The organism is Lactiplantibacillus sp. B652 (assembly GCF_023806745.1).
Classification (GTDB): domain Bacteria; phylum Bacillota; class Bacilli; order Lactobacillales; family Lactobacillaceae; genus Lactiplantibacillus; species Lactiplantibacillus pentosus.
This window is the reverse complement of sequence record NZ_JAMSKY010000009.1, coordinates 100,847-124,497: the sequence shown is the minus strand read 5'-3', so window position 1 is coordinate 124,497 and position 23,651 is coordinate 100,847. Positions and strand designations below refer to the sequence as shown.

Genomic DNA, 23,651 nt, shown 5'->3' with positions numbered 1-23,651 from the left:
GTTAATGAAAAGTGTTGGTCAGTAGATCAGCACTTTTTATTTGCATCTTAGCAACGTGAATCCGGCATTATAAGGCCAATTGTCGTATAATGAATATATTCTTAAAAAACGAGGAGAATAATATGGCAGCCACAACGCATTTTTACGAAACATTTCAACCAGAACATTATGATCTTTATATCAACATCAATCGGGCGAATAAGCTGATTTCGGGGAAATCAACCATTACCGGGGACGCACAGGCACAAGAAGTGCTTGTTCACCAAAATGGACTGACGATTGCCAGTGTCCAAGCGGATGGTGCGGATGTCCCATTTACTGTCGATAATGACATTCAAGGAATTCGCATCGAACTTGCGAAGACTGGTCAGATAACCCTCGCAATTACTTATAGCGCTAAGTTGACCGATACGATGATGGGAATTTATCCATCATATTACGAAGTTGACGGCGTGAAGAAGGAATTGATTGGGACTCAGTTTGAAACCACTGCAGCTCGGCAAGCCTTCCCATGTGTTGATGAACCAGAAGCCAAAGCCACTTTTGATTTGGCCATCAAGTACGATGAACACGATGGTGAAACGATTTTGAGTAACATGCCAGAAGACCATGAAGCCGATGGTGTGCACTACTTTGAAACTACCGTGCGGATGTCGACTTACTTGATTGCGTTTGCCTTTGGCGAATTACAAGGCAAGCAGACCAAGACTAAGAGCGGTGTCACGATTGGTGTGTTTGGTACGAAAGCTCACAAAGCCAATGAATTGGATTTTGCCTTAGATATTGCCAAACGGTCGATCGAATTCTATGAAGACTTCTATCAAACACCATATCCACTACCACATTCATGGCAGTTGGCCTTACCTGACTTTTCAGCCGGCGCGATGGAAAACTGGGGCTTAGTAACTTATCGGGAAGCTTACTTATTGCTTGACCCTGATAACACTGCCTTAGCAACCAAGCAACTCGTCGCTACGGTGATTGCGCACGAACTTGCGCACCAATGGTTCGGTGATTTAGTCACAATGAAGTGGTGGGATGACCTCTGGTTAAATGAAAGTTTCGCCAACATGATGGAATACGTGGCTACGGATGCCTTAGAACCAGACTGGCATATTTGGGAAACTTTCCAAACTTCCGAAGCTTCAATGGCACTCCAACGAGACGCAACAGACGGGGTTCAATCCGTTCACGTTCAAGTGGAAGACCCCGCTGAAATCGATTCGATTTTTGATGGTGCAATCGTCTATGCGAAGGGTGCTCGGATGTTAGTCATGGCCCGGGCGTTAGTCGGCGATGACGCTTTACGCGCTGGCTTAAAGCAATACTTTATTGATCATAAATATCGTAATGCTAAGGGTGATGACTTATGGGGCGCATTAGCTGATGCTTCCGGTATGCAAGTGGGTGACATCATGCATTCATGGCTGGAACAACCCGGTTACCCCGTTGTCACAGCCGCTGTGGTTGATGGTCAATTGACCTTGTCACAACAACAATTCTTCATCGGTGAAGGTAAAGAAGTTGGCCGTCAATGGCAGATTCCGCTGAACGCGAACTACGATGCCGCACCTGCTATCATGAAGGATAAGACGGTCACGATTGGCGATTATGCTAAGTTGCGTGATGCCAGTGGCAAACCATTCCGTTTGAATGTCGGCAATAACTCACACTTTATCGTTAAGTATGACCAGACGTTGATGGATGACATTTTGGCCAATGTTGATGACTTGACTGCCATTGATCAATTACAGTTATTACAGGATCTACGCTTATTAGCTGAGGGTCGTCAGATTTCATACGCCGCAGTTGTGCCGTTATTAAGTCGGTTTGCGGGCAGTCATTCAACTGTCGTTAACGCTGCTTTGTACCAAGTTGCTGGTAACTTACGGAAGTTCGTAACACCAGATTCTGACGAAGAAAAGCATTTACAAGCCTTATTCGACCAGTTGAGTGCCGACCAAGTTAAACGGTTAGGCTGGTTGCCACAAGCTGGCGAATCTAACGATGACCAACTGACACGGCCATTCGTACTGAATGCGGCATTGTACGCGAAGAACAGTGCAGCCGTTTTAGCAGCGCACGAATTATTCGAAGGTAATCGCGATAAGCTCGCAACGTTGCCTGCCGATGTCCGGGTCTTCATTTTGCGCAACGAAGTCAAGAACTTCGGTAGCGCTGAATTATTCGACAGTTTGTTGGCGGCATCACGGCAGACCGCGGATGCCAGCTACAAGGCAGATATTTGTGAAGCATTGACAGCAACGCCAGATGCAGACTTAATCAAGCAATTAGTTGGTAAGTTTGAAGATGCCGACACCATCAAACCACAAGACTTGCGCGCTTGGTTCCGTGGCGTCTTAGCTAACCCAGCTGGTGAACAAGCCGCATGGGATTGGATTCGCGATGAATGGTCATGGTTGGAAGCCACGGTCGGTGGTGACATGGAATTCACGACCTACATTACTGTCATTTCACGAATCTTCCATACAGCAGAACGGTTAGCCGAATTCAAGGCGTTCTTTGAACCAAAAATCAATACGCCTGGTTTGACCCGTGAAATCAAGATGGATACTAAGGTCATCGCTAGTCGCGTTGCCTTGGTTGAAGATGAACGTGACGCGGTTAATGCGGCGGTTGCGGAAGTTGTAAAATAAGGATTCAAAATTAAGAGCTAAACTCAGTTGAGTTTAGCTCTTTTAACTGGTGGTCGTTATTTATTGCTGGTGATTAAAATTATTTTGATGATTTCACTATATTAAACCTGCGAGGCGTTCACCACCATCCACTAATCCACAATAATCTCCCGCACCCCACAAAACGCAACATCCTGCTGATCACCAAACTGCCGCATGACCTCACCGTGTGTCACGCAAGCAATACAATCATATGTTTGAGCGTACTTACTCAGAGTTGCGAGCACTCGCGACTTAACTTCAGCGGCTGTCTCATAGTGCAGAGGACTGTCTGCAACTCGTTGGCCAGCATGTTGGCGATAGAGCTGATAGGCCACGCTGGCTTGTTTTTCTGTGTCAGTGCGTGAACCAGTGTTATCAGGTTGCCACTCGCGCAATCCGAGCTCAACTTTTAACGGAATATCGTTAAACCGCACGATTTCTAGTGCCGTCTGCAAGGCTCGAGTGTAGGGTGAGGCAAGTATTAATTGGACATGCTCGAATAGCGGCTGCTGAGCCAGTTTCTGAGCGATTGCGATACCATTATTGGTCAAACCACCAAGTTCGCGGCCGAATCCTTGCAGACCCGCGTCAATAGCTTGTTGATAGGTGGGTTCTGAGTGACGGATAAGATAGACTTTCATGAAGAATACCTCGATTACGTTAGATTTGACTCTATTATACTTGCTAGCTATTGAGGTCGTCTGAGAAGTTTCGGCTAAATTCAACATTTGGATTGATTGCCTGGAACTATATCTTAAATATGAATATAATGTCACCTAACTGCGCCTCAGAATTCTCGGAAGCTATCTCATGCAATGCGTGTATAAGCGTGGCGCCATGTACAGCAGTCTTGCCTGGACGGGGTATAGGGGAGTGGCTAGACAACAATGTCATTGCTTGCCCGGTGAGACGCCGTAAGTTTTTCATTTTCGGCTGGTAATTCTAATCACCCACGCGGTATGATAAAACCGAAAGACGACGGGGGAGATGGGCGGATGCAGACGACTTTAATCATTATTCGGGGTAATTCAGGCAGCGGTAAAACGACACTCGCACGAGCATTGCAGGCGCAGCTAGGACACCATACGTTACTGGTGTCTCAAGATGTTGTCCGCCGTGACATGTTAATGAGTCGGGACAATCCTGGAAATTTATCAATAGATTTGATTCAGAAAATCGCACGGTATGGCCTTGGGAAAGTTCCAGTCGTGATTGTAGAAGGTATTTTAGCCCGTGAACGATATGGCGCAATGTTAGCGCAGCTCAGCCAAGCGTTTCCCCGAGTGCTGACGTACTACTTCGATGTCAGATTTGAAACTACACTGATACGTCATCAAAGTCATCAGTGTGATTTTGGCCCCGCTGAAATGCGGCAGTGGTGGTTGCCAGATGATCAGCTCGGCGTACCAAACGAACGAATATTTACCGCGGAGCAGGACTTGGCGGCTGAAGTACAACAAGTTTTATCGGAGCTACATCATGTTGGTGGAATGATATCGGATTGAGCGATAAAACGACAAGTGCGTTGAATTAAATGCTAAACCAGCGATTGTGTTTCGATAACTGTTATACCAAGGCCAAATATTTCATCAAAAAGCGGTCCCAGCAATTTTCCAAAACGGAAAGTGCCGGGGCCGCATTTTATTTAAATCACATCTCACATCCATGGCCGTTATCGAACATTGACGCCTCGCAAAATCGTGATATAATGTCGAAAATTAGGCCAAAATATATGTTTATTTGGTACATAATCGCACATTACAAGTGATTTTCCTTATAATTATATGTTTTAAGATCACATAGAGCGATATATTTTTCACTTTCCAATTTAATCATCTGCCAACGACGAATTCAGGACGTAATTTCGCCCGCCAAACGAATAAGCGCTTTTAGTTTCCTTAATGGTGTAACCTCGGTAAACTAGGCTTAATCAATCTAGCTTAACAGGGAGGCCATCATGAGTATTAAAAAAATTAGTTTGATGCTGAGCGCGGTGGGACTGATTATCAATACATTTTCGCTGATTATTGCCATTCGCAGGTATCGTTCGCAACAACACGAAGCTTAGTCCCAAAACGAAACCCACGTTGTCCCAACCTAATTTGGTCGGACAACGTGGGTTTCGTCACCTTAATCTTCATAGCCTGTCAAGTCTAGCAAGAACCGTTGAATCACAGCCAGCTCTTCCGCAGAGTAATGCTCGCGTAACATCGAGACTGCCTCATGATTACGAGCCGCGTGCATCTGGTCGTGATAGTGCGCTAGCTTGCGACCACTGGGGGTGAGCCGATAAAAGATCTTCTTGTGGTCGTCAGGTTGCTGGAACGACCCAATCAGGCCTTGACTCGTCAGACGCTTGGCTGCGCGGGTGATGCCACCACGAGTGACACCCAGCGTGGTGGCTAAATCAATCCCGGTTTGCGGCCCAGCCTCTAACGCTGATAATAAGTGGAGACCAACGATTGAAATATCCGGCAACAAGCGACGCAAATTGGCTTCATTGATGTGTTGTTTGAGCCATTTTTGCTCACCAGTCGTTGAAGCACGCTTGGTTCGAATGATTTTGAGTTGTGCTAAAATCGCTTGTTCTGCGGATGTTGCCATCGTTGTTTCCCCCTTATGTGGTCAGCGTCAGGTTGACGATATCAATGGCTGACGGATTGTCATCGTGTTAACACGAGAATTAATATTACTATTATTATACTGGTTTTAGAAGTCAGCGGCGAGTTTTTCCGCGGTCGCTTTGGCATTCGCAATCGTTTGGTCGCGTTGTTCTGGAAATTGGTCTAAGCCTTCAATAAAAATCGTGTGGTAATCCTGAATGCCATATAAAGCCAGCATGTCGCGCAGGTACGGGTCGCCAGCTTCGGCTTGATTGTGGCCATCCGCTTGGTGGTAATAGCCACCGGCAGCTTGAATGTGGAGCGCACGCTTGTCAGTGAGCAGACCAACTGGGCCGGTTGCGGTGTATTTAAAGGTTTTGCGGGCAACTGCCGTCAAATCAAGGTATTGTTTGAGTTCGGCCGGCAGAAAGTGGTTATACATTGGGTTAACGAAGACCAATTTGTCTGCGGCTAAGAACTCATCTAGCCATGCGGCGTGGCGGCTCAGTAAGTCTGCTTCAGCGGCAGTTAAGTCTTCGCCATATTTTTGTTTCCGCCAAGCCTCGAAGGTCGTATCATTCAAGGCCGGAACACCGTCTTGGTAAAGGTCACGTGTGATGATTTCATCGGTAGGATGGGCCTGTTGGTAGGCGGTTTTGAAACTAGCCGCGACGGTAAGCGAGGCACTCGGTACCGTGGTATGAGGATGAGCATTGATCATTAATAATTTTGTCATTTTTAAACAGCTCCTTGATTTTGTTGACAAGCAACATTATATTCTGACAATTGTTGCTTGTCAACAAAAATAGATAAAAAAGTTCCCCACCCGCATAACGTCGGATAGGGAACTTTAAATTTTGAAAATGAAAACACCGTTGGTTAGCTGTTTGACTGTAGGAAGCGAACGAATTGCGGTATCTGTTAGTGCCGGATTAAGTCGGTGTGTTCTGTTGCGTTATGGCGAATCTACGCAACAATCCAAGCAACCATCTTGAAGCGGCAATCGAAAGCGACGTTCTACGGCATCGTGAATTTCTACTGTCAACGCAAGACTACTCAGTAAGGCACTTGAGTTGAAATGTGGACTGGTAAGTGTGGCAGCTGCTAGGTCTAAAACCGTTCGAGTCACAACTTCGGTAAACAAAGCAATCGATTTATCTAAAGCCGTTCGAGTCACAACTTCGGTAAGCGAAGCAATCGATTTATCTAAAGCCGTTCGAGTCACACCTTCAGTAAACGAAGCAATCCACTTATCTAAAACAGTCCGAATCACAAGTTCAGTCAGCAAAGCACGTGATACATCTAGCGCACTTCGAGTCCAAGGTCAGTAACGTCTAAGCAATCGTCACGCCTAAAGCACTTCAACTGCCAAGTTAGGTGTCATCAAGCCAATCTTAGAGCAAGTGAATGTTGTGTGCAGCACATTGGTCGATCATTTCTTGTGGCCAAAGAGCAGCTTGAACTTCACCGACATGGGCTTTGCCGAGTAATAACATGCAGAGCCGGGATTGACCAATCCCGCCACCAATCGTGTAAGGGACTTCTTCGTTCAAGATCATTTGGTGATAAGGTAAGCTCAAACGGTCTTCGGCGTCAGCGTCTTTCAATTGTTTCTTCATGGATTCGGCGTCGACCCGAATACCCATGCTTGAGATTTCGATGGCTTGGTCTAATGGTTCGTACCAGAAGAGGATATCGCCGTTTAATTTCCAGTCATCGTAGTCAGGGGCGCGGCCGTCATGACGTTCGCCAGAGTCAAGCTTCCAACCGATTTGCATCAAGAAGACGCAACCGAGCTTCTTGCAGATGGCGTTTTCGCGTTCGCGTGGCGTCATGTCTGGGTACATATCTTCGAGTTCTTGGGTCGTCATGAAGTGGATTTCATCTGGTAAGTGGTGCACTGCTTGTGGGAACTTGTACCAAACTTCATGTTCCATATGCTTGATGACTTTGAAGATTTGGCGAACAGTGGCCTTAAGGGTTTCAACGGTTCGTTCCTCTTTGCCAATGACCTTTTCCCAGTCCCATTGGTCAACGTAAGCTGAATGGTAGTTGTCTAAATCTTCGTCTTTACGAATAGCGTTCATGTTCGTGTATAAGCCTTCATGCATGTCAAAGCCGTACCGCTTGAGGGCGACCCGCTTCCATTTGGCAAGGGAGTGCACGATTTCGATTTGTTCGTCGCCCATGTCCTGCATGGTGAAGGAGACCGGTTTTTCGACCCCGTTCAAGTTATCGTTCAGACCAGTTTTCTTTTCAACGAACATTGGCGCTGAAAGCCGGGATAAGTTGAGTTGCTTCCCAAATTCATCTTGGAAAGTTTCACGGATGTAACGAATGGCCTGTTGCGTTTCTTTAACGGATAATTTAGGATCGTAATCCTTTGGAATAATTAAATGCATGTGCGTGGTCTCCTTTAAAATAAGTTCTAATTTTGGTTACAGGATAAAAGAAAAAAGCCTTCCATCCCTTGAATTATCAAGGGACGAAAGACTTTTTCGCGGTACCACCCAAGTTGTTTACCTAATTGTAAACCAGCTCTAAAATAGTGTACAAACATACACCACCGATGGTAACGTACCGGTTAACGGCTAATCCTACTTTAACGAGGTTATTTCAGTTAGCAACTAAGAAAGTGTTTTTCAGACTAGTCAAGTTCTGGTCGGGTTTCCACTCACTCCCGATTCACTGGCAGGTTGACTAATCGTACTCCTCTTTCCTCCGTTTTTATCTTGTGACATTTATATTAGCACGATTTTTTCATTTGTAAACCACTAAATTAAAAATAAATTAGTCAGGTCTCATAAAAACACCATGCGAATCTCAGTTAAAACGGGATAATACCGGGCTTAATTAATCGTTCAAATTATACCGTAATTTCATTTTTTCAGAACCGGCGATGACCATGTCACCCAATAATTTGGTTTGCAGCTTCATGGCCGTGTCAGCAAGCTGTTGGTTGGCAGCTTCCAAGTAGGCCGTGACGTCTTGATGATTCGTCAAGTCGGCGTCGGTGTCATTTTCAATCTTACGGTAGGCACTCATGGCTTCCAATTCATAACTGTTACGCATATCTACGTAGAAATCGTAATCAGTATCGCCGAGGAGGGCAGTCGTACAACTTAACCAGTACATGTGGTTAAGGTTGAAAGTGCCATCCGCGTCTTTATAACTGGCTGGGGTGTCATTGACGTTGGCGTAGAATGGGACCACCGTATTGAAAGTGTTGGCACCGAATGCGAGCCAGTGAATTCCGGCAACCGCTGCTGGGACGTTGTTACGAATTTGCAAAATGTGAACATCGTGGTTCCGGTTGATCCCGATTGGCCGGAAGAGGGTCTTGTCGGCTTCAGAGCCACTGCCATAAACATCGTATTTCGTGTTTTCAAAGTGAGAGCTGAGCACGAATTTGACGTCTTCGATAGAGATCTTCCGGTTCGCATGGCAGATGAATGGTAAGTCTTGTTCCATTGGATCTTGTTCAACATCTGGCGTGAAGTATTTTTGACCAAACCAAGCCCGTGGGTTGTTGTAAACCGTGTCTTTGATTGAGGCGCTACCGAAGATGTGCCGTAAGTTGACGCGGTCAAAGTCGGGGTTCAAGTGATAGTCAGCAATCAGTTGTTCAAGGTCAGCTGAAGCCATCGTATCATCCGCATTGAAGTCAAAGTCATCAATGTTCATGCGGTTAGGCGCAACCACATAGGCGTCATCAGGAATCCGCTTAGCAGCCCAGTGATGACCACCAATGGTTTCAAGCCACCAGATTTCGTCCTTGTCAGAAAAGGCGATACCGTTTGGTTCGTATGTCCCGTATTGTTCAAGCAGGCTGCCGAGGCGGGTAACCCCTTCCTTAGCGCTGTGAATGTAAGGCAAGACGAGGGTGCATAGGTCTTCTTCCCCGATTCCACCTGCAACGAATGGATCGATTCCGAGCACACGTGAATTGGTGGTGATGGTTTCAGTCGCGGACATTGCGATGTTCTCGCTGTTGATTCCGGCAGCCGGCCAAGTCCCATTGGTCAGAATCGAGTTTGGAATCGACGTGTAGCGCATCGGATTGTCTGGCAGGTCAACTTCGACCTTACTAATGACTGATTGATAGTGACGTGGTTGGTCTTCGGGGTTAACCACAACTAATCGTTCTGGGTCAAGCGCTTCGTGACCATCATCATTCCGTGAAATAATGGTGGAGCCATCGATTGAGGCATCTTTACCGACTAAAATCGTGGTACATGAACCTTTGATACGTTTTTCCATGATATTAAAAACACTCCTTTTAAGCTATTAATATCATTATACGCTTTCTGAACTAGTCCGGATAGGACGGGCTTTTTTGAGAATGTAATTGATGCCACTGATACTAAAACCAGTGACGGCTGCAATTTCACGATAGGTCTTGCCTCGAGCACGTAATTGATGGACCTGCGCGTAACTGGCGCGGTGCTCATTGGTGTCATCCTGCGAGGCTGGTTCAGTTGTTGATTCAGGATGCGAGGCTTGCAGTGGCACAATGGTCGAGAGTGGTTTCGGTGTCGCGGTAATTTGAACGGGTTGATGACTGAGTTCGGCGAGCTTAACTAGCATTAGTTCAGTTGTCTGAACATCCCAAATTGCATTGTGTTGATGGGGATTGGTGATGCTGAATAGGGCTGCTAAGCCGTTTAATGGTAAGTCGTGGTTGCCACTCTTGTGATTGCCGCGATTGATGAGCATGTTGGTATAGGCTTGGGCATCGAAAATGACGACGGGTTGTTGGACCAGTTCCTGCTCAGACGTGGTCAGTTGTGCATAATACTCGCTTAATAACAGGCGAATATGCTTGATGTCCTGGGTCTGATCCCAGAAGACTAATGGCAGTTGTGGTTGAATGACTTGTTGAATAAATGCTTTGAGCACCGTGAGCGGGGCGCCTTGGGCTTCATAGGCGGCCATCGTTAGCCCAGTCTCGGCTAACCCCGCTAATTTTTTGTCAGGTAAAAAATTGGGGTTGTCGAAATAGCGATTGAAAAAGGGCACGGTCTGGTGGTGCTGACTGAAACCGATGGCACTAAGTTGGAAAATACTGGCATGAGTCCCGGCAGTATCCTGAACCCGCCAGCTGATGGCCTTAGAGGAACCACTTTTGCGAAAGAGTGTGCCAAATTCACAGTCAATGACGATGTAGCTGGTGGGTGCTGCATTCAACGGTGAAGCAGCGGGTAACATTGGGGGAATCGAGGCTGCAGCCTCAGCACTACCGACTGGTTCGTTAGGCACGAACTGGTAGCCAAGCGTCGCCAAAAACTGGCTCGTGCTTTGTTCAAGCATGTTATTGGTCACTTTGACCACTTTTTTTTCGGTCAAGACGAGCTCCTTAGTGGCTTCAAAATCAATATGGTAGCGTTGCTGGTCGTCGCAATTGATTGCAGTCACGCGACCAGCACTCGCATATTCAGGTGCCAGGACCAGCTGATGGTTCTTTTGGATACGATAGACTGGATGGTCAACGAAATAGAGACAGTTCAGATTGTTGGAAATTTTACGTTCAAGTAGAGTTAGATTAGTTGGCATCATATACACAGCTCTTCTGATCTAAGTATCTTCATTCTAGCTGTTTGACGTACTAGCTTGCCAGTGTTTGCACTGCAGATTGGACCATAAATTTAGTAATAACAAATTGATGACGGAAATTATAGTGGCCGTATAGGGCGAGCTTAGCATCCGGTTTTAGTTGATAAAATAGTGTTAGTGCGTGGTGAACGACGATACAATTAATCGGCTTTGCGGATGTATCGCCCATGGGTATCACTTGTAAATACAGCATAAATGGATCTAGTTTGAGAATTTTGCTCTCATTCAAATATTTAACCGTTAAGTTTTCTGATTGAATCGTCATTATCATCACCTCACTTATTGAGTATACGAACACATGTTCTAAAATGCAAGTAAAATTGATCCGATTGCAAAATTATTTTAAGACGACCACTATCGACCCCTGAGCAGTCGTGAAGTTTGCTTGAAAAAATAATGAATCGATAAACTCGTTGGAAAAATGCTACAAAAAATTCGCAAGTCTTGGTATGATAAAAGTTAGTGAATGAGAGGAGGCCGTGCGCCATGGATCGAGGACGACGCGTCACGTTAGAAGAGCGAATTGCAATCGTCAAGTATACGTTGGACCATGCCAACGACTATCAGGAAGCCGCCAAGCATTTCAACGTTTCATACCCCCAAGTGTATACCTGGGTACGGAAATACCGGCAACGGGGGATGGAAGGATTGGTTGATCACCGCGGCCGACCAAAACGAGATTAAACACAGCGTTGTACATAGGAGCGACGGCTGTCACGAGGCTTAACGCCATGCGGAACGTTAAGCCTATCCGAACCTTTTCCAATGGTGGAAGAGGTTTTTTATTTTCTTTCGTGGCTTCGGATGGTTTTGACGTATTTAGTTGGTAACGGGGCCACTTCTTGTCATGGCGTCCCATTCTCGGTAGAATGAAAGTATTAATTCCAAAAAGGAGAGTACCTGCGATGATTGACTTAGCGGCGGCACAGCAAGTATTGAAGACAACGTTTGGGTATGATGAATTTCGTCCCGGGCAAAAAGCGGTCATTGAACAAGTGTTAGCTGGTGAAAACACGCTGGCCATCATGCCAACTGGTGGGGGTAAATCACTCTGTTATCAGATTCCCGCCTTACTATTTCAGGGCATCACGGTCGTCGTGTCACCTTTGATTTCCTTGATGAAGGACCAAGTTGACGCGTTAAATGACAACGGCATTGCCGCGACGTTTATCAATAGCTCACTTGATTTTCAAGCCATCAATGAGCGGTTACAAGAACTGCGCGCTGGTGACTATACTTTGCTTTACGTCGCACCAGAACGGTTGGACTCGGAATACTTCATTCAGGCGCTCGGGCGGCTACCGATTCAACTATTGGCAATCGACGAAGCCCACTGTATTTCCCAATGGGGACACGATTTTCGGCCAAGTTACTTAGCGTTGAGTACGGCGATCGAGCAGTTGCCGACTCATCCGCAAGTGCTCGCACTGACCGCAACCGCGACCGAACAAGTGGCGGCTGACATCTGCGGTCGGTTAGCCATTGATCCGCAACATGAAGTCAATACCGGGTTTGCGCGTGATAATCTCGATTTGACCGTGGTCAAGGATCAGGATACGGACCGCTATATCCTGGATTATTTAAAGGTGAACCATGGGGAAGCCGGCATCATCTACGCCAGCACCCGTAAGGAAGTCATGCGACTCACTAGCCTGCTTCAAAAACACCACATCAATGCGACCCCTTATCATGCTGGGTTGGACCCTGAAGTACGGCGGCATAATCAGGAAGATTTCTTATATGACCGTGTCGACGTGATGGTTGCGACCAACGCGTTTGGGATGGGCATCGATAAAAGCAACGTCCGGTTCGTGATTCACGCGCAGGTGCCTGGAACGCTGGAGGCTTACTATCAAGAGGCTGGGCGTGCTGGACGGGATGGCCTGCCGAGTGAAGCGATTTTACTGTTTCGGCCTAACGACATTCAGCTGCAACATTACTTCATTGACGAATCCGAAATGGACACGGAACACCGCCATTTGGCCTATCGCAAGCTGCAAGTGATGACGCGTTATGCGAATACGCAGGGGTGTCTGCAGCAGTTTATTTTGAAATACTTCGGTGAAGACTCGGAGCCGTGCGGGCGTTGTAGCAATTGTACGGATAAACGGGAAGCTAAAGACATCACGACGGCGGCCCAACAAGTCCTGTCGTGTGTCGTGCGGCTGCACTCGCGATTCGGTAAAGGCGTCGTGGCGCAAGTCTTGACGGGTGCCAATAATCAGCGTATCCGCGAGTCCCATCTCGAAGGCCTGTCAACGTACGGCTTAATGTCCGGTCAGCGCCAAAAAGCCGTCGTTGAACTGATCGACTTTTTGACTGCCAGTGGGTATTTACAAGCGGTTGGCGGGCAATATCCGACATTAACGGTAACGGCGAGTGGCGTCGACGTGCTAAAAGGTAACACGACGGTCCACCGGAAAACGGCGCAAACCGTTCAACAGACGGTTCCTGAAAACAGTGCGTTGTTCGAACAGTTGCGGACATTGCGGCGACAATTGGCAGAAGAACAGGGCGTTCCACCGTTCGTGATTTTCTCTGACAAAACGCTGCATTCGATGTGTGAAGTCATGCCAGAAGATGATCAGGCCTTTCTCACCGTCAAAGGGGTCGGTGCTAGCAAGCTTGAAAAATATGGTGAGACCTTTATGGCGACGATTCGTGCAGCAGCGCACGCTGAAGCGGCAACCGAAGCTGAAACACCTGCGACGGACTAACGGTTGGCGTGTAATTTGAAGAGAAGGGTGACATAACGATGCAATTTACTTGGACCCACCACGGGGAACCACTAGCGATGAAGCGTTTTTTGACGCAGCATGGCATCAGTATGCGGACCATTAAAGCCATCAAACACGGCGCAGGCGATTTTTTGGTCAACGACCAGGCCAAAACGGGTGTTATCACCATTAATACCGGCGATGTCGCTGGTATCCAGCTACCAGACGAGGCGGCAGATGAAACGGTTGCCGTTAGCCATCAACCGCTCCAAGTCCAATATGAGGACGCCAATTGGTTGGTGGTCGACAAGCCTGCTGGATTGACGAGTGTGCCGGGCCCCAGCAATCGGGAGGATACCTTGGTCAATCGCATCAAGGGTTATTTGGTTGCGACCCAGGCACCTAATCAACGACCCCATCTGATCACGCGCTTGGACCGTGACACGAGTGGGTTAGTTTTGGTGGCTAAGCATCACGTGGCACAGGGGATGTTAACTGACCCGAAGTTGGCTGACCAATTAGTCAAAACTTATTTGGCCTGGATTGAAGGCACTTTAACGCCAGCCAGTGGGACGATCGACCAACCGATTGGCCGACTAGATGACAGTCCGAGACGTGGCGTCACGGCTAACGGACAGCGTGCCATCACGACCTACAAGGTTGAGACGTCGACGTTAGCGCACGCCGTTAGCCGGGTTCGACTCCAGTTGGTGACGGGGCGGACGCATCAGATTCGCGTACACTTGTCGGCGCTCGGACATCCCTTGCTCGGCGACGCTCTGTATGACGGTAATCAGACCTGGATCAAGCGCCAGGCGCTGCATGCGGCCAGTTTGCAATTTTATGACCCGTTTGCCGAACAGACCCGACGGTTCGAGGCACCATTACCGGCAGACTTGCAAGCGTTGAACAAGTAATAAGTTGCGTTTAATCGCGGTCGATGGCGACTGCAGTAAGTGTGGTAACGACTTAATGAATATAAAAATCGGGTTCGGTCAAGCCAAGCTGACGTAACTGACCCGGACTAAAAAAGACCTGCACACCAAGGTAAATTCCTAGTGTGCAGGTCTTTTTTAGTAGATGGCGCCTTTAAGCATTTCCCAGTGTGGCATTGTCCGCTGTTAACGTGGCAATGGTCGACTGCAACTGCTGCAATGGCGCAGTTAAGGTCAGAAAATAGATATGTTCGACCCCGTTGCTCCGCATATCGATCACGCCGGCTTCACGCATCAAACGCAAGTGGTGTGATACGGCTGGCCGCGAAATGTTGACCAGGGCAGTAATATCCGTCACGTTGAGTCCGTTATCACTGTTCCCCAATGCAATGATAATTTGACGCCGAATCTTTTCGGCAAAAATATTGATTAATGTGGCACTTTCAGTGAGTGCCGTTTCGGATTGTTGAAAATTAGCCATGGTGACTGCGTCCTTTCAAATTCAATTTACACTTAAGAGCCAATTTCCCCCATCGGCAGTACGCTAAAATAGGTGTTAAGTGTTGGTGTGACAACTTTAATCGTGGGCGATTTGCCCGGCCTTGGAAAATACAAGACATTGAAAGCCTACAAGTTGTCAGGTAGACTAGGTATTATTTGCACGTTCGTACTTATGTATAATTAAAGCAAGTCATTAATCGATTGTCAAACCTTTTTGTTAAAAGTGAATACGATTAGCGGGTTTAATGATTATTGTTCGTTTGATAACCATATTTTTATGTTGAAATGCGTTAAAATATAAGTATATTTGATATTCAAAAAGGAGTGGTTGTGGTGAAAGTTATTGGAATATTGGGCGCTCATCGATCAGATGGGGTGACTGCTCAATTATTGAAAGCGGTGTTAAAGGGGGCGTCGGCCAGTGCTGAGACCGAACTTGTCGACCTCAATGACTACCAATTACGCCCAGATTATGATAACCAATCAAATCCAAGTTTGGACAAATTGGAAGCTAAACTGCTAGCCGCAGACGTCTGGGTCCTGGCAGCACCGACTTATCTGGGCAGCTTGTCCGGGGTCATGAAGAATTTTTGCGACTGTTTTCGGGGACGAATCGCGCGGTTTAACTCGGTTGGTGATGCCGTGCCAGACCGGTTTAAGAACAAGCACTATGTGACGATTACGGACTGTTATGCTGGTGGAATTGAAAACTATCTCACTGGTGTCACCGATGCGGCGTTTAAGACGCTCGATAAGTTTTTAACAATGGGTGGTTTAATTAAATTACGCGAAATTGTGGTGACGAATACTTGGGGCATGCAGACGATTAGTGCGGCTAAGCAAGCCGAATGTGAACGAGTGGGCGCACGCGCTGCGCATAAGAAGGAAAGGGATGACAGTACAGTGAAACGTTATATTCAATTATTCTTTATGATTGCCGTCATGGCATTACTGACAATGGGGATTGAGGCTGGAATCCAGCAATTTATTCCGTTGAATAACTTCTGGGCGTACTACGGCGTCTTTGTCGTCGTCTTCTACGTTTTATTAGCGATGATTCTGCACTTCTTTACGGTTGTTAAACATCGGCGGCGTTAAACAAAAGTCAGATTGTGACTTGGACTGGTGCAGTTCATGATTCATTGTCATTATTTATCAACATAAATAAAATTATCATGTGCTTATCAAACAAGCGACTCCGGGCGTTTTCATCGTCTGGCAGTCGCTTGTTTTGCTATAATGAGAACACTTATCGTCTGATTTGGCGCCTAGAAAGCTGGTACCTCAATTGCGGAACAACGCGTATAATTGAAATTGGTATTATGGTCAAATTAGGAGCAGACTCGCCAGCAATCAATGGTCAGCCGCCGACACGATGACGTTGCGGCAGGCATCATGGCCAGCTAATGATTGCTGAATCAAACGAGTACGCCACATATAAATTTAGAAATATTTACGAGGAGGTAACCTATGCAAGCAGTGGGACAATTTATTGAAACGGTCGGATGGCTCGGACTGGCGTTGATTGCCAGTGAGTTCGGTGCCACCTTGATTTATTGGCTCGGCCAGTGGATTGGGTTTCGCCTGATTGGTGCGCGAATCGTACGTATCGCGGGCTTTCGACTGCAACTCAGTCATTTTCAAGGCCATTGGAAGCTGGAACGCCCCTTAACGCGTCATCCGCACTTAGTGGCGATGCCGCCAGCGGATGCCAAACGCTTCAATCACGCGATTTACTGTTTTAGCGGTGGCTTATTGAACTTATTAACAGTCATGTTGAGCTTGATTACGCTGAACCAGTTCAAGTTTAGCTTCGACTTATGGTTGTTTGCCTTTATCATCTGGATTTGGGTCAACACGTTGAAGGCCGCTCAACTACTGCCAATGAACTTGCACGGCTATCCGACGGCAGGTCAGGAGTTTCGGCAGGCGCGTGCGTCAACCGCTGCGATGACGGCGGCCTATGTGACGGCGGTCGCAGCAGCCATCAAAGTGCAGACGGGGAGTGTGCGTGATTTGGATGCCAGCATGATTGTGATGCCCAGAGACGGCGGCAATCGTAACTATTTGGTCGTTCGTCAAGCCTGGCTGATTTTGGCGTGGGGCGTTCAACATGGTCTCGATACCCCTGAATTATTGGCGGGATTGGCGCGGCTGGAACCGAGTTTTAATACGTTGCCACCGGCTGATTTAGCGCGGTACTTAGATGCGACGTTGTATTGGAATTTACTCACGAATCATCGTGAACCGCAAATTATTGCCTGGTATCAGGACGATGGCGTCCAACAGATTTTGCGTCGTCATCAGCCGTTAGCGCACTACAAATTAACTGCCGTATACGAATGGCGTGTCCACCAACAGCCAGCAGCGGCGTTGACACTGATTGAAAAGGGCCTCAAACTAGCGCAACGTCTGCACGATGAAGACGAAGTGGCGTTGCTCAAAGCGCTCCGAGTCCAAGTCGAGGCGCAAGCAGACTGAAAGCCGATGTTAGCGGTGATGGCGCTTGCCAAAGCCAGAACCGGGTAGCCCCAGTTGCCCATTGACTTTGCCAGGTAGAAGCTTAGGTTCTGGTAAAGATTGCGATTCAAAGCGGTCTGTCAACTAGGCGCGTGCTACACTGAGAACCATTGAAGTGAAAAAAGGTGAAAATGTGAAACAGCGAATCAAACAGCGATGGGGTTGGTGGTTGACGCTCGTGGTGATTGTCCTCGGATTGATTGGAGTGGGGCTGACCCGCGTCAACGCCGGACTTTATCATCAGACGGTCGCGCAGGTCACTCATGTTCAGACCACCGACCGCAGTACGACGACGGATGAGTTTGAGAATAAGGATAAGACGCTGGTCCAAATGGTAACGGTCCGTGTCCTCAATAAAGCGCACCGGGGTCGGACTTATCGCATCAAGAATACTTACACGCGGTCTGGCGCGATGGATCAACCCTACCGTGTCGGCGACCAAGTCTTCTTGCGTATTCCTAGTAGTCAGCACAATGCAGTCACGATTCAGGGGCTCAAACGTGATACCGCGCTCGCATTCGTGGCGTGGTTAGCGCTTGCGTTACTGTTACTAATCATGCGTTTCAGTGGGCTGATGGCGTTTTTAAGCGTGGCACTAAACGCCGTTTTATTTTATGCGGCGATTCAAATTGACCTCGCAACTAACGGGGGTCATATTTACTTGCTATTCGGGGTGTTAGCGGTGCTGTTTGCCGTTCTGACACTGTGGCTGGTCTTGGGGTTCAGCCGCCAGATGGTCGTGACGTTGGGGGCGACCATGGCCGGGACCGGGTTAGCTGTGATCATCAGCCTGATTGTCTTTGCGGTGACCCATGAACGTGGGGTGACCTACGAATCGATGCAATATGTGACCCAGGTCCCGCGGCCGCTCTTTTTGGTGGAAACGGTTCTGGGCTCGCTGGGAGCCGTCATGGACGAATCCACGGATATTGTGGCGTCACTCTTTCAGCTGAAGACGGAACGACCAGATATTGCCCCACGACAAGTCTTTAAGTCGGGCATTCAGATTGGCCGCTCAATTATGGGACCACTGATTAATGTGCTCTTTCTGATTTTTATGGCCGATACGTTTGCGATGACCTTATTGTACTTGTGCAACGGCAATAGCTGGGGTTACACCTTCACGATGAACATGTCGCTCGGGATGGTTCAAAGCCTGATTTCAGGAATTGGGATTGTCCTCGCGATTCCGGTCGCCAGTTGGTTAGCCAGCCGCTTGATGCCTAAGGAGGTGGTCGCATGAACACGATTACCGTGCTTGGGCTGATTCTATTCGGACTGATGACGTTGATTGGCGGTAAGACTGGTGCGACCGCCTTTCTAAGCTTGCTATTTAACTTTGGCTTGCTATTTTTGGCCGTCGTATTGATTTCGTGGGGCTTTCCAGCGATGGGCGTCTCACTCGTGATTGGCACGATTATTTTAGCCTTCACGATTTTCTTCGGTGAGGCGAATGAGGTCGCTGCCAAACCGGCCTATATGGCGGCGTTGATTGTCATGGTGATTTTAGTCCTGATTATTTTTCCGGTCGAAAATTGGATCATGGCCCAAGGATTTAGCCTAGAGGACAGTGAGGACCTGGAAGGCATGTCGTTGGCAATCGGGGTCTCGTTTATTGGCGTCGCGGTCACCGAAGCAATTTTGAGTACGTTGGGTGCGATTGCTGAGGCGGCGATTGCGATTGCGGCGGGATTGAGTGAAATCTTGGCACAACATCCGCAGCTGCCAACTAAACGACTTTACATTGATGGTATCAGCATTGGTAAGCAGATTATCGGGACGACGTTTAATACGCTTTTCTTTGGCTTCTTTGGTGGCTTTTTAGCCCTGTTTATTTGGTTCTCGGGGTTACATTACTCATTTGGTAGTGTCATCAATAATAAAATATTTGTCGCCGAAGTCCTGATGGTTTTATTTTCACTGATTGGCGTCATCCTGGTCGTGCCCGTCACGACATGGGTGATGACGGTTCAGCATCGGCAGCAGGCTAAACACAACGATTGACGCTCGCCAGTAGATTTGCTAGGGTTAAGAAAACAAGTGGGAGCGTTGTTCTTATGGAAATTCGAATTGCAACACCGCAAGACGCGGCGCAGATTGCACCGTTGATTGCGATGATTTATCGAGATATGGAGATGCCAGTGCTCAAACGGGTCAGTGATGCTGATTTAAATGCGATGTTGACGACGTTGTACCAGCAGCCTGCTAATTTGGACGGGTTAGCACAGACGTTTGTGGCTGTGATCGATGACCGAGTCGCGGGCGTGGCCTTTGGGCATCTCGCACAAAATGAAGTGGCCGTTAATGACTTGTTGCGGCAGACATCTGGTCAGCACGCTGGTTTTGAAGCACCCTTGGAACTAGGCGGGGAGACGCGACCGGGCGAATGGTACCTGAGTATGTTAGCGGTTGACCCTAAAGCTCAGGGACACGGCGTCGGCAGTGCATTGTTGGACGCACTCCCACAATTAGTTGGTGAGCTGGGGGCGCACAAGCTGAGTCTGAATGTTGATGACGGTAATCCGCGGGCGGCAAAGTTATACCACCGCTACGGGTTTACGGCGGATGGGCAGCTCATGATTGGGACTCATCCGTATCAGCACCTGGTAAAATCACTATAAAAATGACTAAAACCGTGGTTGTTAGTTATCGACCACGGTATTTTTTTGACCTGATTAGGCCCAGCATTCTTTGAATATTTGAGGTCAGACGGTTAAACTTAGATTATGAGCAAATTAGGAAGGTGAACGTGTCATGCAGATTTATTTTATTCGTCACGGCCGAACGCAGTATAACTTGGAACACCGGTTTCAAGGCGGCCGGGCGGACTCGCCACTGGTCGAAAGTGGTATTGCCGGCGCCAAAGCAGCGGGGACTTATCTACAAAACGTTGAATTTTCAGCCGTGTATAGCAGTCCGCAACAACGGGCGTTGGATACGGCCAAATACATCGTCGCAGCCAATCATTGGCAACCTGAGATCCAGGTCGACGACGGTCTTCGTGAGTTCGATTTTGGTGATTGGGATGGCTTGAAAGAAGACGAGGTTCAGCCACAATCTTACGCACCAATGATTTTCACGAGTCCCGCCGAGTATCAGCCCGAATTAGCAGGTGGTGGTGAGGACTATGCGACATTTGTGTCCCGAATCACAGGCACGATCCATCGACTAGTCGATCAGGTCGGTGTGTCTAACGCCAAGCCACTATTGGTCGTTTCACACGGACTGGTCACCACGATGACAGTCAAGGCGCTGATGGGCGTGCCGTTGGCCAAATTACGAGCACCGTTTATCATCAATGGTCAGGAGATGAAAACGGTCGGCCATGGTATCGTCGATAATGACAGTCTGACGGTATTATCAACCCCTGATAACCGCCAGTTTGAATTGACCCGTTGGAATGAGACGACGTATTTGGAATAGGGTGGCAAGTATAAAGGAGCTAGTATCAGTGCGATAAACGCATGTGGATACTAGCTCCTTTATTTAACTTAATTACCCAAGAAAATCTGTTGCTTCTAAGACCCGCACACAAGCATCATGCTTGATGTGCCGCTGAGCCACGCTGAGAAAGCCTGATTCTGGGTCGCGCCGGTAGAGGATCAGTTCGTTACTGTTCTGATTAGCGCAGAGTAAGAAATGGTTATCCTTGCTCAAACCAAAGTCACGAGGGAAGACCCCTTCAGTCTTGATTTGTTGAATCTTTTCAAGTTGACGCCCATCGTCAAAAATTCGGTAGACGGCTAACGAGTTGTGCCCCCGGTTCGTCACGTACAGGAATTGCTCGTCTGCGGATAAACGAATCGCGGCAGAGCCATTATGACCAACGTAGCCTTCAGGAATATTGGAATAGTCATTTAACCAGGTGATTCGACCAGTAGCGTGGTCATATTCAGCAACTGCCACCCGACTGGCAACTTCGCCAAGGACGTAAATATGGTTCGATTTTTGGGCGATTGCAATCTGCCGTGGCCCGAATCCTGGCTTGGTGCTGAAGGCAGTGACTAAGGTTAATTCACCGTTGTCAGCGACGTCATAGACGAATAGTTTATCGCAACCAAGTCCGCAGACGATTAAGCGGCCGTCTGGTAATAATCGGGTAAAGTGAATGTGAGCGTGGTCTTGCTCGACTTCTGGCCCCGAACCTTCAATTGGATAGTTGTGCTGTTCGCTAATATGCCACTGGTCGTCCAATTTGAACGTGTGAACCGCGTTAGTATTGTAGTTAGCGGCAAAGATGATTCTGCGCGTCGCATCTAGGAAAATGTATGATGGCACGGTGTAACTTAATTCGTTCCAGAAGTACCGGTTAGTTGCGGTATCGTAGGCTTCATAGGCTGGTGTGACACCATTTTGGTCCAACATCTTGGTATCAATCAATTTTCCGGCATCGGCTGTGGCGTCAATCACACCAACACCACCTGTATTTTCATTCTGAGTTAAAACAGTCACTAATTTATGTTGATCGTTGGCAGGGTCAAAATTGAAAAACGCTGGATTATCTAATTTGACGTATGGCTCGATTGAGACGATCTTAGCTTGTTCGGTATCCAGTGTAGCAACGTAAATACCTTCAGATTGGTTGTTTGGCGTATAGTTATCACTCGTATAACCACCGATTAAAAATTTATCTAACATGTTTAAGACTCCTTTTTTATTCGACTGTGAAGATTTGTGATTTAGCAATGGCTTCTGGGGTCAATTCTTGGCCTAGTCCAGGGAGATCAGGAACTTTGAAGAAGCCATTTTCAGGTTGGTAATCGTGAATACAAGTTTTACGGTCGTTTTCATTAAGCGCACGTTGATACTGTTCATGAATTACGAAGTTGGAGATGGCCGCTTCGGTTTGGAGTGCGGCAGCCGTCGCGATTGGACTTCCGCAAACGTGGATCTGCGCATTGATATCGTAAACTTCAGCCATATCGCAGATTTTTTTAGCCTCTGAAATTCCGCCACATAAGCATAAATCGGGTTGGACGACCTTGATGGCACGTTTTTCGAAAAGTTCGCGGAATCCCCAGCGAGTGAAGACCCGTTCACCGGCAGCAATTGGAATATTGACGTGTTGCGCAACTTCCAAGGTATTATCTGGATTGAGTGGGCTGACGGGTTCTTCGTAATACCAGATGTGTAATGGTTCCAACAATTGACCGATTTGAATTGCCGCAGTCGTATCGGTATTGGCGTGCATATCAATAATAATGTCTAAATCATCGCCACCAGCATCTCGCATGGCTTTAACCCGATCATAGGTTGTTTTCATGACCTTGGTCGTGAGGGGACCAGTCGTCGGCCACTGCCCACCGCCATCTGGCTGGTCACTGAAAATAATTGGGTCAAACTTGAGGGCGTCGTAGCCTTCACTCATGACTTTACGAGTTACTTCCGCGTAATCTTCAGGAGTAAGTAGGCGTTCTTTTTCGATATGGGCGCCCCAGTTGTACTGCAACTGACTGGCGTAAGTGCGCAGGTGGTCATTGGTTTTGCCACCGAGTAACTGGTAGATAGGGGTGCGATAATACTTACCTTTAATATCCCAGAGTGCAATATCGATGGCACTGATTGCTGAGTTGACGACGACACCGCCGGCCAACCCCCAGTAAGTCGTCGTTTGTAATTGGTGCCAAATCTTTTCAATATTTAATGGATCTTCACCAATAATGACGTGGCAGAAATCGCGTAGCATCCCGAGGCCACCCCGCCAACCTTTACCGTAAGCTAACCCGGCTTCACCAAAGCCAGAGATGCCCGCGTCGGTATTAAGACGCAGGACGATTGGGGACCAATCTTCTGTGGATCCCTTAGAATTACCACTGAAGCTTGGATCTGCACTTGGAACTTGCATGACATCGGCACTAATAATTTTCATGAAAAGACCTCCAGTAATATTGTGGTTGATAAAACGCTTTCAATAATTATTATAGATACCTTGTGAATTATTCTACAGAGAGCAAACGGACCGCAGGCGAACCAATCGTTGCTGTGATCTTTGCCAAAACACCGCTAGAATAAAAATTAACAAGGTGAATTAAAATAGCTATTGAATAAATCAGGTCGATGATTTATTTTTTTGAAAAGTAAAGT

Annotated in this window: 21 protein-coding genes; 11 read left to right on the top strand and 10 right to left on the bottom strand. The window is 47.6% G+C overall.

The features are described from left to right. Nucleotides 1-122: 122 nt before the first annotated feature. On the top strand, nt 123-2,657 hold the full coding sequence (locus MZO40_RS11835) for a M1 family metallopeptidase (protein WP_105961143.1): 2,535 nt from the start codon (nt 123-125) through the stop codon (nt 2,655-2,657). A 131-nt stretch (nt 2,658-2,788) separates the two neighbouring features. On the opposite strand, the gene MZO40_RS11830 is transcribed toward MZO40_RS11835, so the two are convergent. Next, nucleotides 2,789-3,319, bottom strand: a complete 531-nt coding sequence (locus MZO40_RS11830) for a histidine phosphatase family protein (RefSeq protein ID WP_105961142.1) — start codon at nt 3,317-3,319, stop codon at nt 2,789-2,791. A 354-nt stretch (nt 3,320-3,673) separates the two neighbouring features. Here MZO40_RS11830 and MZO40_RS11825 point away from each other — a divergent pair, with 354 nt between their 5' ends. Continuing rightward, nucleotides 3,674-4,183: a kinase gene (locus MZO40_RS11825; protein WP_105961141.1), complete on the top strand. Its 510-nt coding sequence runs from the start codon at nt 3,674-3,676 to the stop codon at nt 4,181-4,183. A 625-nt stretch (nt 4,184-4,808) separates the two neighbouring features. On the opposite strand, the gene MZO40_RS11820 is transcribed toward MZO40_RS11825, so the two are convergent. The 6 genes from MZO40_RS11820 to MZO40_RS11795 form a co-directional block, all read right to left on the bottom strand. After that, nucleotides 4,809-5,282 carry a MarR family winged helix-turn-helix transcriptional regulator gene (locus MZO40_RS11820; RefSeq protein ID WP_003638005.1) on the bottom strand — a complete coding sequence of 158 codons (474 nt, stop codon included), beginning with the start codon at nt 5,280-5,282 and terminating at the stop codon, nt 4,809-4,811. A gap of 105 nt (nt 5,283-5,387) precedes the next feature. Then, nucleotides 5,388-6,017, bottom strand: coding sequence for an NAD(P)H-dependent oxidoreductase (locus tag MZO40_RS11815; protein ID WP_252133298.1), 630 nt, complete (start codon nt 6,015-6,017; stop codon nt 5,388-5,390). Between the two features lie 658 nt (nt 6,018-6,675). After that, nucleotides 6,676-7,683 carry an aspartate--ammonia ligase gene (asnA, locus tag MZO40_RS11810; protein WP_021337552.1) on the bottom strand — a complete coding sequence of 336 codons (1,008 nt, stop codon included), beginning with the start codon at nt 7,681-7,683 and terminating at the stop codon, nt 6,676-6,678. A 451-nt stretch (nt 7,684-8,134) separates the two neighbouring features. Continuing rightward, nucleotides 8,135-9,541 carry a C69 family dipeptidase gene (locus MZO40_RS11805; protein ID WP_021337553.1) on the bottom strand — a complete coding sequence of 469 codons (1,407 nt, stop codon included), beginning with the start codon at nt 9,539-9,541 and terminating at the stop codon, nt 8,135-8,137. A 36-nt stretch (nt 9,542-9,577) separates the two neighbouring features. Beyond that, nucleotides 9,578-10,837, bottom strand: coding sequence for a hypothetical protein (locus tag MZO40_RS11800; protein ID WP_105961138.1), 1,260 nt, complete (start codon nt 10,835-10,837; stop codon nt 9,578-9,580). Between the two features lie 49 nt (nt 10,838-10,886). After that, complete coding sequence (locus tag MZO40_RS11795) at nt 10,887-11,159, bottom strand: hypothetical protein (protein WP_225367190.1); 273 nt, start codon at nt 11,157-11,159, stop codon at nt 10,887-10,889. A gap of 221 nt (nt 11,160-11,380) precedes the next feature. On the opposite strand from MZO40_RS11795, the gene MZO40_RS11790 reads away from it, so the two are divergent. The 3 genes from MZO40_RS11790 (at nt 11,381) to MZO40_RS11780 (ending at nt 14,528) form a co-directional block, all read left to right on the top strand. Continuing rightward, the gene (locus MZO40_RS11790) at nt 11,381-11,578 is read left to right on the top strand and encodes a helix-turn-helix domain-containing protein (RefSeq protein WP_050339020.1); all 198 of its coding nucleotides are present in this window, start codon (nt 11,381-11,383) and stop codon (nt 11,576-11,578) included. 221 nt (nt 11,579-11,799) lie between these two features. After that, nucleotides 11,800-13,611 carry a DNA helicase RecQ gene (gene recQ / locus MZO40_RS11785; RefSeq protein WP_050339019.1) on the top strand — a complete coding sequence of 604 codons (1,812 nt, stop codon included), beginning with the start codon at nt 11,800-11,802 and terminating at the stop codon, nt 13,609-13,611. A gap of 38 nt (nt 13,612-13,649) precedes the next feature. Further along, nucleotides 13,650-14,528 carry an RluA family pseudouridine synthase gene (locus MZO40_RS11780; protein ID WP_105961137.1) on the top strand — a complete coding sequence of 293 codons (879 nt, stop codon included), beginning with the start codon at nt 13,650-13,652 and terminating at the stop codon, nt 14,526-14,528. 172 nt (nt 14,529-14,700) lie between these two features. Here the strand turns inward: MZO40_RS11780 and MZO40_RS11775 are convergent, their stop codons facing one another. Continuing rightward, entirely contained in the window at nt 14,701-15,027 is a 327-nt protein-coding gene (locus MZO40_RS11775) for a metalloregulator ArsR/SmtB family transcription factor (protein ID WP_050339017.1), read from the bottom strand. 353 nt (nt 15,028-15,380) lie between these two features. Between MZO40_RS11775 and MZO40_RS11770 the strand changes: the two genes are divergently transcribed. The 6 genes from MZO40_RS11770 (at nt 15,381) to MZO40_RS11745 (ending at nt 20,990) form a co-directional block, all read left to right on the top strand. Then, nucleotides 15,381-16,145 (top strand): flavodoxin family protein, encoded by a 765-nt coding sequence (locus tag MZO40_RS11770; protein WP_101873907.1) that lies wholly within the window; start codon nt 15,381-15,383, stop codon nt 16,143-16,145. A gap of 372 nt (nt 16,146-16,517) precedes the next feature. Beyond that, nucleotides 16,518-17,528, top strand: coding sequence for a hypothetical protein (locus MZO40_RS11765; protein WP_088769896.1), 1,011 nt, complete (start codon nt 16,518-16,520; stop codon nt 17,526-17,528). A gap of 139 nt (nt 17,529-17,667) precedes the next feature. Then, the gene (locus tag MZO40_RS11760) at nt 17,668-18,810 is read left to right on the top strand and encodes a YibE/F family protein (RefSeq protein ID WP_286208176.1); all 1,143 of its coding nucleotides are present in this window, start codon (nt 17,668-17,670) and stop codon (nt 18,808-18,810) included. Continuing rightward, nucleotides 18,807-19,571, top strand: a complete 765-nt coding sequence (locus tag MZO40_RS11755) for a YibE/F family protein (RefSeq protein ID WP_050339013.1) — start codon at nt 18,807-18,809, stop codon at nt 19,569-19,571. Before MZO40_RS11760 ends, MZO40_RS11755 begins: the two co-directional genes overlap by 4 nt. A gap of 53 nt (nt 19,572-19,624) precedes the next feature. Then, nucleotides 19,625-20,188, top strand: coding sequence for a GNAT family N-acetyltransferase (locus tag MZO40_RS11750; RefSeq protein ID WP_122217945.1), 564 nt, complete (start codon nt 19,625-19,627; stop codon nt 20,186-20,188). Between the two features lie 133 nt (nt 20,189-20,321). After that, entirely contained in the window at nt 20,322-20,990 is a 669-nt protein-coding gene (locus MZO40_RS11745) for a histidine phosphatase family protein (RefSeq protein ID WP_050339011.1), read from the top strand. Nucleotides 20,991-21,062: 72 nt separating this feature from the next. Here MZO40_RS11745 and MZO40_RS11740 read toward each other — a convergent pair whose 3' ends face one another. After that, entirely contained in the window at nt 21,063-22,205 is a 1,143-nt protein-coding gene (locus MZO40_RS11740) for a lactonase family protein (protein ID WP_252133296.1), read from the bottom strand. A gap of 16 nt (nt 22,206-22,221) precedes the next feature. Continuing rightward, entirely contained in the window at nt 22,222-23,436 is a 1,215-nt protein-coding gene (locus tag MZO40_RS11735; RefSeq protein ID WP_105961733.1) for a mandelate racemase/muconate lactonizing enzyme family protein, read from the bottom strand. Between the last annotated feature and the right edge of the window lie 215 nt (nt 23,437-23,651).

What these genes read in the sequence shown, in the direction of transcription:
- MZO40_RS11735 (WP_105961733.1), bottom strand. Translation starts at nt 23,436, where the DNA reads ATGAAAATTATTAGTGCCGATGTCATGCAAGTTCCAAGTGCAGATCCA.
- MZO40_RS11755 (WP_050339013.1), top strand. Translation starts at nt 18,807, where the DNA reads ATGAACACGATTACCGTGCTTGGGCTGATTCTATTCGGACTGATGACG.
- MZO40_RS11780 (WP_105961137.1), top strand. Translation starts at nt 13,650, where the DNA reads ATGCAATTTACTTGGACCCACCACGGGGAACCACTAGCGATGAAGCGT.
- MZO40_RS11805 (WP_021337553.1), bottom strand. Translation starts at nt 9,541, where the DNA reads ATGGAAAAACGTATCAAAGGTTCATGTACCACGATTTTAGTCGGTAAA.
- MZO40_RS11795 (WP_225367190.1), bottom strand. Translation starts at nt 11,159, where the DNA reads ATGACGATTCAATCAGAAAACTTAACGGTTAAATATTTGAATGAGAGC.
- MZO40_RS11750 (WP_122217945.1), top strand. Translation starts at nt 19,625, where the DNA reads ATGGAAATTCGAATTGCAACACCGCAAGACGCGGCGCAGATTGCACCG.
- MZO40_RS11815 (WP_252133298.1), bottom strand. Translation starts at nt 6,017, where the DNA reads ATGACAAAATTATTAATGATCAATGCTCATCCTCATACCACGGTACCG.
- MZO40_RS11790 (WP_050339020.1), top strand. Translation starts at nt 11,381, where the DNA reads ATGGATCGAGGACGACGCGTCACGTTAGAAGAGCGAATTGCAATCGTC.
- MZO40_RS11775 (WP_050339017.1), bottom strand. Translation starts at nt 15,027, where the DNA reads ATGGCTAATTTTCAACAATCCGAAACGGCACTCACTGAAAGTGCCACA.
- MZO40_RS11830 (WP_105961142.1), bottom strand. Translation starts at nt 3,319, where the DNA reads ATGAAAGTCTATCTTATCCGTCACTCAGAACCCACCTATCAACAAGCT.
- MZO40_RS11800 (WP_105961138.1), bottom strand. Translation starts at nt 10,837, where the DNA reads ATGATGCCAACTAATCTAACTCTACTTGAACGTAAAATTTCCAACAAT.
- MZO40_RS11820 (WP_003638005.1), bottom strand. Translation starts at nt 5,282, where the DNA reads ATGGCAACATCCGCAGAACAAGCGATTTTAGCACAACTCAAAATCATT.
- MZO40_RS11825 (WP_105961141.1), top strand. Translation starts at nt 3,674, where the DNA reads ATGCAGACGACTTTAATCATTATTCGGGGTAATTCAGGCAGCGGTAAA.
- MZO40_RS11740 (WP_252133296.1), bottom strand. Translation starts at nt 22,205, where the DNA reads ATGTTAGATAAATTTTTAATCGGTGGTTATACGAGTGATAACTATACG.
- MZO40_RS11835 (WP_105961143.1), top strand. Translation starts at nt 123, where the DNA reads ATGGCAGCCACAACGCATTTTTACGAAACATTTCAACCAGAACATTAT.
- recQ (WP_050339019.1), top strand. Translation starts at nt 11,800, where the DNA reads ATGATTGACTTAGCGGCGGCACAGCAAGTATTGAAGACAACGTTTGGG.
- asnA (WP_021337552.1), bottom strand. Translation starts at nt 7,683, where the DNA reads ATGCATTTAATTATTCCAAAGGATTACGATCCTAAATTATCCGTTAAA.
- MZO40_RS11765 (WP_088769896.1), top strand. Translation starts at nt 16,518, where the DNA reads ATGCAAGCAGTGGGACAATTTATTGAAACGGTCGGATGGCTCGGACTG.
- MZO40_RS11745 (WP_050339011.1), top strand. Translation starts at nt 20,322, where the DNA reads ATGCAGATTTATTTTATTCGTCACGGCCGAACGCAGTATAACTTGGAA.